Origin of the sequence: Pedobacter steynii (genome assembly GCF_900103665.1) — a bacterium.
Taxonomy (GTDB): domain Bacteria; phylum Bacteroidota; class Bacteroidia; order Sphingobacteriales; family Sphingobacteriaceae; genus Pedobacter; species Pedobacter steynii.
In genome coordinates, this window is the sequence record NZ_FNGY01000013.1 from 14,379 (window position 1) to 27,820 (window position 13,442).

The window sequence follows — 13,442 nt, forward strand, 5'->3', positions numbered from 1 at the left end:
CTTGTTTGGTTGGTGAATACGTTTAACGGCAAACCAAACAAATAGTTTATTCTTAAACTAAATTAACTTTAGTCCATTGGCAAATAAAGTCGACCAAAGAGTAAATTTTGCACGTAGTAAGCACATCATAGATTACCCGGATTTTCTAGATGTACAGTTGCAATCATTCAGAGAATTTTTTCAGATCGAAACAACTTCAGATAACCGTCACACAGAGGGTTTATTTAAGGTGTTTGCTGAAAACTTCCCAATCACAGATTCTAGAAACATCTTTGTTCTTGAATTCCTAGATTATTTTATTGATCCACCTCGTTATGATATACCTGAGTGTATTGACCGTGGGTTAACGTATAGTGTTCCATTAAAAGCGAAGCTGAAACTTTCTTGTAATGATGCAGAACACGAAGATTTTGAAACCATCATTCAAGATGTGTACCTGGGAACCATACCATATATGACACCTAAAGGTACCTTCGTGATCAACGGTGCAGAGCGCGTAATTGTTTCTCAATTACACAGGTCGCCAGGTGTGTTCTTCGGCCAAAGCCGTCACACAAATGGAACTAAGCTTTATTCTGCACGTGTGATTCCTTTCAAAGGTTCATGGATCGAGTTTGCAACTGACGTAAATAACGTCATGTATGCGTATATCGACCGTAAGAAGAAATTCCCGGTAACCACTTTATTGCGTGCGATCGGTTATGATTCTGATAAAGACATCCTTGAATTGTTTGATCTTGCTGATGAAGTAAAAGTTAGCAAATCAGGTTTAAAGAAATTCATCGGACGTAAACTTGCTGCAAGGGTATTAAGAAAATGGGTTGAAGATTTTGTGGATGAAGATACCGGTGAGGTAGTTTCCATAGATCGTAACGAAGTGATCTTAGACAGGGATACTGTTTTAGAAGATGACCATATTGATATGATCATTGACGCAGGCGTTAAAACGATCATCTTATCTAAAGATGATGGTGCCAGTCAGGCTGATTATACCATTATCTATAATACTTTACAAAAAGATACTTCAAACTCTGAAAAAGAGGCTGTTGAAAACATCTATCGTGCTTTGCGTAACGCAGAACCACCTGATGAGGAAACTGCAAGAGGTATCATTGAGCGTTTGTTCTTCTCGGATAAACGTTATGACTTGGGAGATGTAGGTAGATACCGCATCAACCGTAAGTTGAAAATGGATACTCCTGATCACGTAAAAGTATTGACAAAAGCAGATATCATTGCGATTGTTAAATATTTGATCAAACTGATCAACTCTAAAGAAGAAGTGGATGATATTGATCACTTGTCGAACCGTCGTGTTCGTACAGTAGGTGAGCAATTGTACGCTCAATTTGGTGTTGGTTTGGCGCGTATGGCCCGTACCATTCGTGAGCGTATGAACATTCGTGATAATGAGGTGTTTACACCAACGGATTTAATTAATGCCCGTACTTTATCGTCGGTTATTAATTCCTTCTTTGGAACAAACCAGTTGTCGCAGTTCATGGACCAGACGAATCCTCTGGCAGAGATTACGCACAAACGTCGTCTTTCAGCCTTAGGCCCGGGTGGTCTTTCACGTGAACGTGCCGGTTTCGAGGTGCGTGACGTTCACTATACTCACTACGGTCGTCTTTGTACGATTGAAACTCCTGAGGGACCAAACATTGGTTTGATCTCGTCTCTTTGCGTTCACGCGAAGATCAATAACTTAGGTTTCATTGAAACCCCTTACAAAAAAGTTAAAGACGGTATCGTTCAGGTTGATGAGGATGTGATTTACCTGTCTGCAGAAGATGAAGACGGTAAAACTATTGCACAAGCGAATGCTGCTTATGACGATCAAGGTAATTTCACCACTACACGTGTTAAAGCACGTTACGAGGGTGACTTCCCGGTTATTGAGCCTGAGAAATTAGACTTAATGGACGTGGCACCTAATCAGATTACTTCGATTGCTGCGTCGTTGATTCCTTTCCTTGAGCATGATGATGCGAACAGGGCCCTGATGGGATCCAACATGCAACGTCAGGCCGTACCATTGTTACGTCCTGAGGCACCAATCGTTGGTACAGGTTTAGAAGGTCGCGTAGCCCGCGATTCAAGAACACTGATCAATGCTGAAGGTGACGGTGTAGTAGAATATGTAGATGCAAATGAGATCACCATTAAATATGTACGTAACGATTCAGATCGTTTGGTTTCATTTGAAGGTGATAGCAAAACTTATAAATTAATCAAATTCAAGAAAACCAACCAGAATACTTGTATCAACCTGAAACCAATCGTTAAGAGAGGTCAGAAAGTTGTTAAAGGACAAGTACTATGTGAAGGTTATGCAACTGAAAATGGTGAACTGGCATTAGGAAGAAACTTAAAAGTTGCTTTCATGCCTTGGCAAGGGTATAACTTTGAGGATGCGATCGTAATCAACGAGCGTATTGTTCGTGAAGATATCTTTACTTCATTACACATTGAAGAGTTTGAGTTAGAAGTACGTGATACAAAACGTGGAGAAGAGGAATTAACACCAGATATCCCTAACGTTTCTGAAGAAGCGACTAAAGATTTAGATGAAAACGGTATCATCCGTGTAGGTGCTGAAGTTAAAGAAGGAGACATCCTTATCGGTAAGATCACTCCTAAAGGAGAATCTGATCCTTCGCCGGAAGAGAAATTACTACGTGCGATCTTTGGAGATAAAGCAGGTGATGTGAAAGATGCATCATTGAAAACGCCTCCATCTATCAAAGGTGTGGTAATTGATACCAAGTTATTCTCAAGAGCTAAGAAAACTACTAAAGCTGAAGAAAAAGCAGCGATAGAGAAATTAGACAAGAGATATGACCTTGCTACAACGAATCTGAAAAATGAACTGGTAGATAAATTGTTCCAGATTGTGAATGGTAAAACATCTCAGGGTGTATTCAACGTTTACAAGGAGCTTTTATTCCCTAAAGGAGCTAAGTTCACGCAGAAAAGTTTAGCTGATCTGGAATATGCACACATCAATCCATACAAATGGACTACTGATGATGACAAAAATGACCAGATTAAATTGCTGTTGCACAACTATGGTATTCGTGTGAACGAAGAATTAGGTGCATACAAACGTGATAAATTCGCCATCAGTGTTGGTGATGAATTGCCTTCAGGTATTGTACAGATGGCAAAGGTTTATGTAGCTAAAAAACGTAAATTAAAAGTAGGTGATAAGATGGCTGGTCGTCACGGTAATAAGGGTATTGTAGCCCGTATCGTTCGTGATGAAGATATGCCATTCTTAGAAGATGGAACACCTGTTGATATCGTGTTGAACCCACTGGGTGTACCTTCACGTATGAACTTGGGTCAGATCTACGAAACTGTATTGGCATGGGCCGGTAAAGAACTGGGTGTGAAATTCGCAACTCCGATCTTTGATGGTGCTAAACATGACGAGGTAGAAGAGTGGATTGCTAAAGCCGGTGTACCAGCTTCTGGTAGAACTTACTTACATAATGGTTTAACGGGTGAGAAATTTGACCAGCCAACAACTGTAGGTATTATCTACATGTTGAAATTAGGACACATGGTTGATGATAAGATGCACGCCCGTTCAATCGGACCATACTCATTAATTACACAACAACCATTGGGTGGTAAAGCTCAATTCGGGGGTCAGCGTTTTGGTGAGATGGAGGTTTGGGCATTAGAGGCATTTGGTGCTGCTAATATCCTGCAGGAGATCTTAACTGTTAAGTCAGATGATGTGATCGGTAGGGCCAAAACTTATGAGGCGATTGTAAAAGGCGAAAACCTTCCTACGCCGGGTGTACCAGAATCGTTTAACGTATTGGTACATGAGTTACGTGGATTAGGTCTAGATATTACGTTAGACTAATGTTGAAAGTTATTTTGCCGGGATGCCGCTAAGGCCTCGCCTGAAAAGCATCCCGGCTTTTTAAATTTTTCAACTTTCAAACAAAAGAGCTATGTCTTACAAAAAGGATAATAAATTAAAAAGCAATTTCACCTCGATCACCATTAGTTTGGCATCGCCGGAGGCTATTTTAGAGCGCTCTAGTGGTGAGGTGTTAAAACCTGAGACTATCAATTACCGTACTTACAAGCCTGAGCGTGATGGTTTGTTTTGCGAGCGTATTTTTGGTCCGGTAAAAGATTACGAATGTCATTGCGGTAAATATAAACGTATCCGTTATAAGGGGATCGTTTGTGACCGTTGTGGTGTTGAGGTAACGGAAAAGAAAGTACGTAGAGAGCGTATGGGACACATCAATTTGGTGGTTCCTGTTGCGCATATCTGGTATTTCCGCTCCCTGCCAAATAAAATTGGATACCTGTTAGGATTGCCTACAAAGAGATTAGACCTGATCATTTACTACGAGCGTTATGTAGTAATTCAGCCTGGTTTCATGGCAGAAGAAGGTATTCAGTACATGGATTTCTTAACTGAAGAGGAATATCTTGATATTCTTGATAAGTTGCCTAAAGAAAACCAATATTTAGACGATAAGGATCCTAATAAATTCATCGCCAAAATGGGTGCTGAAGCGTTAGAAGATTTATTGAAACGTATTGATTTAGATACTTTATCATATAACCTGCGTCACCAGGCTGCAAACGAAACTTCTCAGCAACGTAAAAACGAAGCTTTGAAACGTTTACAGGTAGTGGAAGCTTTCCGTGGTGCAAGAACCCGTATTGAGAATAACCCAGAGTGGATGATCATCAAGATTGTTCCTGTTATTCCACCGGAATTGCGTCCGTTGGTTCCATTGGAAGGTGGTCGTTTTGCGACTTCAGATTTAAATGATTTGTATCGTCGTGTGATTATCCGTAACAACCGTTTGAAACGTTTGATCGAGATCAAAGCGCCGGAAGTAATCTTACGTAACGAAAAACGTATGTTACAGGAAGCGGTAGATTCGTTGTTCGATAACTCACGTAAAGTAAATGCGGTTAAAACTGAAGGTAACCGTGCTTTGAAATCTCTTTCAGACATCCTGAAAGGTAAACAAGGTCGTTTCCGTCAGAATTTATTAGGTAAACGTGTGGATTATTCTGCCCGTTCGGTAATTGTTGTAGGTCCAAACCTTAAATTACACGAGTGCGGTTTACCAAAAGATATGGCTGCTGAGCTATTCAAACCGTTTATCATTCGCAAGATGATTGAAAGGGGTATCGTTAAAACAGTAAAATCTGCAAAGAAAATTGTAGACAGAAAAGACCCGTTAGTTTGGGATATTCTGGAGAATGTTTTAAAAGGACACCCGGTATTACTGAATCGTGCGCCTACGTTGCACAGATTGGGTATCCAGTCGTTCCAGCCGAAATTGGTAGAAGGTAAAGCAATCCAGTTACACCCCTTAGTATGTACCGCATTCAACGCGGATTTTGACGGTGACCAGATGGCAGTACATTTACCATTAGGGCACGCCGCAATCTTAGAAGCACAGGTATTAATGCTTGCTGCGCACAACATTCTAAATCCGGCAAACGGAACTCCGATCACTGTACCTTCACAGGATATGGTTTTGGGTCTTTATTACATTACTAAAGGCCGTAGAACTGACGAAGGACGCGTAGTTAAGGGACAAGATTTCTCTTTCTACTCTCCTGAAGAGGTGATCATTGCTTACAATGAAAAACAAATCGATCTTCATGCATTTATCAAGGTTAAGGTAAATGTGAAATTAGAAGACGGAACAATCGTTAATAAATTGTTGGAAACTACTGTTGGTCGTGTACTGTTTAATCAAATGGTTCCGGTAGAAGTAGGATATATCAATGAATTGCTGACTAAAAAATCTCTTAGAGATATCATTGGTACAGTAGTGAAAATTACTGGTATGGCTCGTGCAGCGAGGTTCCTTGATGATATCAAAGAGCTTGGTTTCCAAATGGCATTCAGAGGAGGTTTATCATTTAATTTACAAGATGTAAACATTCCTGTGGAGAAACATGCTTTATTAGAGCAGGCTTCTGCTGAGGTTGATGAAGTAAGGAATAACTATAACATGGGATTCATTACCAACAACGAGCGTTACAACCAAATTATCGATATCTGGACTCGTATCAATAACCGTTTAACATCATTCGTGATGACTCAGTTATCAAGCGATAACCAAGGTTTCAACTCTGTTTATATGATGTTGGACTCTGGAGCCCGTGGTTCGAAAGAGCAGATTCGTCAGTTATGCGGTATGCGTGGTTTGATGGCTAAGCCTCAGAAATCAGGTTCAGGTGGTGAGATTATCGAAAACCCGATTCTTTCGAACTTTAAAGAAGGACTGTCGGTATTAGAGTACTTTATCTCTACCCACGGTGCGCGTAAAGGTTTGGCGGATACGGCGTTAAAAACAGCTGATGCGGGTTACTTAACACGTCGTTTACATGATGTGGCCCAGGATATGATCGTTAATGCAGAAGATTGTGGTACTTTAAGAGGTATGTACACGACTGCATTGAAAGATAATGAAGACATCGTTGAGCCGTTATATGACAGGTTATTAGGCCGTATCTCTCTACATGATGTATTTAATCCTTTGGATGGTGCATTATTGGTAGCTGCTGGTCAGGATATTGATGAGGATATTGCTAAAGCAATTGAAGAGTCTCCATTAGAAGGCGTTGAAATTCGTTCGGTATTAACCTGCGAAAACAAACGTGGTGTTTGTGCATTATGCTACGGACGTAACTTAGCTACTGGTAAACGTGTTCAAAAAGGGGAAGCTGTCGGTGTAATTGCTGCACAGTCAATCGGTGAGCCGGGTACACAGTTAACACTACGTACGTTCCACGTTGGGGGTACTGCATCGAACATCGCTGCAGAATCTCAGATCAATGCTAAATTTGATGGTATCATTGAATTTGAAAATGTTCGTACTGTAGAGAATGATACTGAAGAAGGTGTAAAACAAATTGTTTTAGGTCGTTCAGGAGAGTTCAAAATTGTTGAGCCTGGTACAAATAAAGTGATCATGACCAATAACATTCCTTATGGTGCATTCTTGTACGTTGAGGATGGTGCTAAAATCACTAAAGGTGACAGGATTTGTTCATGGGATCCATATAATGCGGTAATTATCTCAGAGTTTGCCGGTAAAATCGAATTTGACGCTATCGTTGAGGGTGTAACCTTCCGCGAAGAGTCTGATGAGCAAACCGGTCACCGTGAGAAAGTAATTATCGATACACGTGATAAAACTAAAAACCCTTCTGTACGGGTTGTGGATAAAAAAGGTGAATTGATCAGAGGATATAACATCCCTGTAGGTGCCCACATCGCAATTGATGAAGGTGATGCAGTTAAAACTGGTCAGATCCTTGTTAAGATTCCTCGTGCAACTGGTAAAACAAGAGATATCACGGGTGGTTTACCACGTGTAACGGAGCTTTTTGAAGCACGTAACCCTTCAAATCCTGCTGTAGTAACAGAGATTGATGGTGTGGTAACTTTAGGTGGTGTTAAACGTGGTAACCGTGAGATGACTATCGAATCTAAAGACGGAGAAGTTAAAAAATACCTTGTTCCATTGTCTAAACACATCCTTGTTCAGGATAATGACTTTGTGAAAGCTGGTATGCCGTTATCTGATGGTTCTATCTCTCCTGCGGATATCTTAGCGATTAAAGGCCCTGCGGCTGTACAAGAATACCTAGTGAATGGTATCCAGGAGGTTTATCGTTTACAAGGTGTGAAAATCAATGATAAACACTTTGAGGTAATTGTACACCAGATGATGCAGAAAGTTCACATTGAAGATCCGGGAGATACCACTTTCTTAGAGAACAACTCTGCAGATCGTTGGGACTTCATGATCGAGAACGACGAGATCTATGACAAAAAAGTTGTTGTTGATGCCGGTGATTCTAACGCTGTGAAACCTGGACAGATTCTTTCTCTACGTAAATTAAGAGATGAAAATTCTCAATTGAAACGTAAAGATTTGAAACAAATTGAAGTTCGTGATGCAAGACCTGCAACTGCGAGTTCAATGTTACAAGGTATCACACGTGCTTCATTAGGAACGAAATCGTTCATCTCTGCAGCATCATTCCAGGAAACTACAAAAGTGTTAAACGAAGCAGCAATTGCTGGTAAACGTGACAACATGCTTGGATTAAAAGAAAACGTAATTGTTGGACACTTAATTCCTTCAGGTACAGGTGTACGTGGATATGAGCGTATCATTGTAGGTTCTCAGGAAGAATACGATAAATTATTAGCTTCGAAACAAGAAGAAGTAGATGCTTAATATTTAAATATCTTTTGAAAGATCCCCCTTCTGTTAAAGTTGGGGGATTTTTTTTTGGATGTAATGATTTTAAAGCGGTAGTTTTGTGTTATGGAAGAACAGCACAACGATAACCAGCTAAACATTGAACTTTCTGAAGAAGTTGCAGAAGGGATCTTTTCAAACCTTGCTATTATTACACATTCTAATACAGAATTTGTTCTGGATTTCATCAGGGTAATGCCTGGAGTACCTAAAGCAAGAGTGAAGTCGAGGATCATCCTGACCCCTGAACATGCCAAAAGACTAATGGTGGCAATGCAGGACAATCTGGAAAAATACGAAGCTGCACACGGAAGAATTAAAACACAGGAAGAGCCTCCGGGATTTCCGATGAACTTTGGCGGACCAACAGCTCAGGCCTAAGAATTTAAGATTTTATCAATATGAAGGATGACCGCTTTGCTTTCAGTCGGTGTAAACCAGGTAGTGCTGTCATCCCTTCTAAACCAGGTGAGCTGACGTTTGGCAAAACGTCTTGTATTTTGTTTGATCTTATCTACTGCTGTTTCCAGCGTGATGTTACCATCCAGGTAATCGAATAATTCGGAATAGCCAACCGTATTAAGGGCATTGTATTTCCGGTAATCCTGAAGCCCCTTTACTTCCTCCAGAAGACCTGCTTCCATCATTTTATCTACCCTGAGGTTAATCTGCTGATACAGGGCCGTACGGTCCATATTTAAGCCTATCCTGATGATGTTGAATGGTCGTTGTTTCTTACTGTTGGTTTGGTAAGAAGAGAGTTTTTCGCCGGTAGAAAGGAAGAATTCCAGGCCTCTGACCATTCGTTGCGGATTGGCCTGATCTACCTTTTCATAATACTCCGGATCGTAGGTTTTCAATTGTGCTTTGATGGATGCTATGCCCTCTTTTTCCAACTGTTCTTTGAGTTGTTCGCGGATGTTCAGGTCGGTGTCCGGGAGGTTATCCAGGCCATTACAAACGGCATCGATGTATAAACCGGATCCGCCGACCATAATCAGCAGATCCTGTTTTTTAAAAAGTTCCTCCATGAGCTGGAGCGCCTGTATTTCAAAGTCGCCGGTACTGAAAAGTGTTTCAATACTATGGGAATCGATAAAATGATGGGGAGCCGCTGCCAACTCTTCCTGAGAAGGTTTTGCCGTTCCTATTTCCATCTCCTTAAAGAACTGACGGGAATCTGCCGAAATGATCTCTGTAGAAAAGTGTCCGGCCAATGCGATGGCCAGTGCAGTCTTTCCTATTCCGGTAGGGCCGACAATTACAATTAAGGTTTTATCTAATGCCATATCCGGGCACTAATAGTCTTCTTTGCTGTCGTACTCTTCGTCTTCGTAGCTATCGTCACTTCCGAAGTCATCTGAATCGTCTCCATCTTCTTCGGCATCATCATCAATCGTCTTTTCTTCCGTATTGATTCCTCTTCCGCCCATGGCTTCAATTTCTTCTGTATCTTCAGGAACAAAGTCCATCTCATTCAGAAAATCAAATTCCGTTGATTCCGCGTTTGAAGATACAGCTACCGCGCCAAAATTGTCTTTGTCGATGATTTTAGGCGCTTCTCCGGTACTTTTAACCAGTACGGGGTATTCGAGCTTGGGGTCGGTTTCCAGAATGATCTTGATCAGTTCTACGTGAAAATCGAAGGGACGGTCAAAGTTGTAGATATAATAAAACTTCTGATGCGGATCTTCAATAAAACTACTCAACTTTGCTTTCTCCATTAAGGTAACCCCTCTATCCGTTTTACGTTGGGTAGGCAGGTAAGCAATTTCATCTCCTTTGATCCAGTGATCAGTACTCACATAAAAGGAAGAAGATTTTTCAGCAGAGTATCCTGTTGAGCGATGTACCGCGCGATGTAAATCTTCAAATGTCTGGTTTGATTTTATATCGATTTCCCTAACCACTTCATCGAAATCTTCAAAACTTATTCTAAATCTATAAATTGCCATCTGAGCTTTTTTTCTAGCTATAAAATTAAAAAATATTATCTATAATTTGTGTTCCTGCCTTAGGGCTGTATTACTGCTTTACAGGTAGAAGGCCAAATTCCTTTGCTTTTTCCAGCATGAACTGTAATGCTTCTTCGTAGGTGTTTTTGATTTCACCTTCTAGAATTGCTTCCCGGATGGCGTTTTTAATCAGACCTACTTCTTTACCTGCCCCAAGACCGAATACTTCCATGATGTCATTGCCGGTAATTGGAGGTTGCCAGTTTCTGATTTTATCACGTTCCTCTACGTCTTTGAGTTTCTGTTTTACCAGTTCAAAGTTATTGCGGTATTTTTTTACTTTGTACTCGTTTTTGGTTGTTACATCTGCATTGCAGAGCATCATGAGACTTTCAATGTCTTCTCCTGCATCAAACAAAAGCCTTCTTACTGCAGAATCGGTAACCACTTCCTGCGCCAGCACAATCGGGCGAAGGTGAAGTTGTACCAGCTTTTGCACCAATTTCATTTTCTCGTTCAGGGGAAGTTTTAACTGGTTAAAGATCTGGGGCACCATGCGCGCTCCTTTGTCTTCATGCCCATGAAAGGTCCAGCCATGTCCTTCTTCAAAACGTTTTGTCGCCGGTTTGGCAATGTCATGAAGAATGGCCGCCCAGCGAAGCCAAAGATCGTCGGTAGCGAGACAAATATTGTCCAGTACTTGTAAAGTATGATAGAAATTGTCTTTATGCCCTTTTCCATTTATAAAATCCACCCCATAAAGGTTAGACATTTGTGGAAAGATGAGGTGTAAAAGACCGGTATCAAACAAATATTTAAAACCAATAGAAGGGGTTTTTGAAAGAATGATCTTATTGAGCTCATCGGTAACGCGCTCTTTGGAAACAATTGAAATTCTTTCTTTCTGCTTCTTAATGGCATTGATGGCACTTTCGTCGATGCTGAAATCCAGCTGGGTGGCAAAACGAATGGCCCTCATCATCCTCAAAGGATCGTCTGAAAAGGTAATTTCAGGATCGAGCGGTGTTTTGATGAGTTTATTTTCCAGGTCAGTGGTGCCGCCAAAAGGGTCTACCAGTTGACCATAATTTTCTTTATTCAGGGAGATGGCCAGGGCATTGATGGTGAAATCCCTTCTCAGCTGGTCATCCTTTATGGTGCCGTTTTCTACAATCGGTTTCCGGGAATCTGAGCGGTAAGATTCTTTTCTTGCGCCCACAAACTCGATCTCCAGATCTTTGGTTTTTAACATGGCAGTGCCAAAGTTTTTGAACACTGCAACCTTGGTTTTTAGTACTTTACCCGCTAACTCGGCGAATTCGATACCATTCCCCAATACCACAATATCAATGTCTTTGGAAGGTCTTTCTAAGAAAATATCGCGCACATACCCACCTATCACGTATGCTTCAATCTGATGTGTTTGAGCTATATCGGCAAGGACTTTAAATACTGACTGTTGTAAATGTTTTTCCATTAATGAGTTACAAAAGTAATAAAACTTACTTTCTAATAAAGGAAAATTGCCCTCCCGGCGCTAATTTCATTATGGTAGATGGTTTTTTAGGGTTTTGAAGCTCTTGTTCCCAATCGACTACGTAATCTACAGCAGATTTAATTTCTTCATCAATCTCATCGAATATAAGAGGAGAAGGTGATCCTGATTTATTGGCGGAGGTAGAGGTAATGGGCTTTCTGAACCTTTGAATGAGCTGCTGACAGAAATCATGCTTTACAATTCTGATGCCTACACTACCATCCTCATTGATGACATTTTTAGCCAGATTTTTTGCTCCTGAAAATATGATCGTCAGTGGATTTTCTGCATATTCGATCAGATCGTAAGCCACATCCGGGATTTCTGTTACATAACTTTGCAGCTTGGAATCATTGTCCAGAAGAATAATAAAACTCTTGTCCGCGCTACGTTCTTTAATCGCGTTTATTTTGGCTGCTGCAGCCTCATTGGTCGCATCGCAACCTAATCCCCAAACGGTATCAGTAGGATAGAGGATAACCCCTCCATTTTTTAAAACGTTAAGGGCCTTTTCAATTTCTGTTCTAAGCATAAAAAGTTATTTCTGGTGACTGGAAAGCACCTGGGTGTAAACTTTCATCAGGTCTCCGGCGATGACCCGGGTATTAAATTTCTGAACATATTCCAGTCCCCTTATTTTCATATCCCCGGCTAGGGTAGGATCGTTCAGTATTTTGTTGATGGCAGCTGATAAGGCGGCATGGTCATAAGGGGAGACGTACAAGCTGTTTTCTCCACCTGCTTCTTCCAGGCAGGAACCCGTTGCTGCGACCACCGGAATACCAGAATAAAGCGCTTCTATAATTGGGATTCCAAAACCTTCATAAAGGGATGGATATACAAACGCATCCGCCATCTGGTAGATGGAAGGGAGTTCATCAAAGGGAACATTCTGAAGAAAATGAACCCTGTCTTTTAAACCCAGGCTTGCGATCTGCTGATGAACGAGATCCGCATAAGCGGTCCTTTTTCCTACCACTACGAGTTTATAACCGGCATGGATCTGTGGTAATGCTTTGATGAGCGTTAGGAGGTTTTTCCTGGTCTCTATAGTTCCTACATTCAGGATGTATTTGGGAGGTAAATCATGTTTAATCCTTACTTCCTGTTTGGTCTGTGCTGATGAAGGAGATTTGAAACTATCGTCACAGCTCTGGTAAATGACCTCGATCTTATCAGGATCCGTATGGAAAAATTCGATGATGTCTTTTTTTGTACATTCACTGATGGCGACGATCTTGTCGGCATTCCTGCAGGCGTAGCGGGCTTTCATTTTATAGATCAACCGGTCGATCCGCCCGAAATACTGTGGGAACTTTAAAAAGATCAGGTCATGAATGGTGACAATACTATGGATACCGGAATTTTGGATCTGGAGCGGAATTTCATGACTCAAACCATGAAACAGGTCGATGTTGTCTTTTAGCAGTTGTTTTTTTATTCCGGAAGTCCTCCAGAATAATCCTGGTTGATCAGGAAGCCTGGACTCAATGCCTTTGGCCGTTAAGAAATGCCTGATCTGCGCATGTTCTTTTATTTTTGGGCTGTATACAAAGTATTGGTTTTGAGGGAAAAATTCAGCGAGCTGAGCAATTAACGATCTGCTGTAATTTCCCAGTCCTGTTAAGTTGTTTGTTGCTCTTTTTCCGTCAAAACCAATCTTCATTA

At 41.1% G+C, this 13,442-nt stretch carries 8 protein-coding genes; 3 read left to right on the plus strand and 5 right to left on the minus strand.

The window, feature by feature from the left end; genetic code table 11:
• Positions 1 to 76 precede the first annotated feature (76 nt).
• The 3 genes from rpoB to BLQ87_RS28130 all read left to right on the plus strand — a co-directional run bounded on the left by rpoB (position 77) and on the right by BLQ87_RS28130 (position 8,663).
• Positions 77 to 3,880, plus strand: a complete 3,804-nt coding sequence (gene rpoB / locus BLQ87_RS28120; protein WP_074612234.1) for a DNA-directed RNA polymerase subunit beta — start codon at positions 77 to 79, stop codon at positions 3,878 to 3,880.
• Between the two features lie 91 nt (positions 3,881 to 3,971).
• The gene (gene rpoC, locus BLQ87_RS28125) at positions 3,972 to 8,258 is read left to right on the plus strand and encodes a DNA-directed RNA polymerase subunit beta' (protein WP_074612235.1); all 4,287 of its coding nucleotides are present in this window, start codon (positions 3,972 to 3,974) and stop codon (positions 8,256 to 8,258) included.
• 90 nt (positions 8,259 to 8,348) lie between these two features.
• Positions 8,349 to 8,663: a DUF3467 domain-containing protein gene (locus tag BLQ87_RS28130; protein WP_074612236.1), complete on the plus strand. Its 315-nt coding sequence runs from the start codon at positions 8,349 to 8,351 to the stop codon at positions 8,661 to 8,663.
• On the opposite strand, the gene miaA is transcribed toward BLQ87_RS28130, so the two are convergent.
• From miaA to BLQ87_RS28155, 5 genes are all read right to left on the minus strand, one after another.
• Positions 8,660 to 9,571, minus strand: coding sequence for a tRNA (adenosine(37)-N6)-dimethylallyltransferase MiaA (miaA, locus tag BLQ87_RS28135; RefSeq protein WP_074612237.1), 912 nt, complete (start codon positions 9,569 to 9,571; stop codon positions 8,660 to 8,662). The two genes, BLQ87_RS28130 and miaA, sit on opposite strands and share 4 nt — an antisense overlap.
• A gap of 9 nt (positions 9,572 to 9,580) precedes the next feature.
• On the minus strand, positions 9,581 to 10,237 hold the full coding sequence (locus BLQ87_RS28140) for an IS1096 element passenger TnpR family protein (protein WP_074612238.1): 657 nt from the start codon (positions 10,235 to 10,237) through the stop codon (positions 9,581 to 9,583).
• A gap of 70 nt (positions 10,238 to 10,307) precedes the next feature.
• The gene (locus BLQ87_RS28145; RefSeq protein WP_074612239.1) at positions 10,308 to 11,714 is read right to left on the minus strand and encodes a CCA tRNA nucleotidyltransferase; all 1,407 of its coding nucleotides are present in this window, start codon (positions 11,712 to 11,714) and stop codon (positions 10,308 to 10,310) included.
• A gap of 25 nt (positions 11,715 to 11,739) precedes the next feature.
• Positions 11,740 to 12,306 (minus strand): L-threonylcarbamoyladenylate synthase, encoded by a 567-nt coding sequence (locus BLQ87_RS28150; protein ID WP_074612240.1) that lies wholly within the window; start codon positions 12,304 to 12,306, stop codon positions 11,740 to 11,742.
• Between the two features lie 6 nt (positions 12,307 to 12,312).
• On the minus strand, positions 12,313 to 13,440 hold the full coding sequence (locus BLQ87_RS28155) for a glycosyltransferase family 4 protein (protein ID WP_074612241.1): 1,128 nt from the start codon (positions 13,438 to 13,440) through the stop codon (positions 12,313 to 12,315).
• Positions 13,441 to 13,442: the final 2 nt, after the last annotated feature.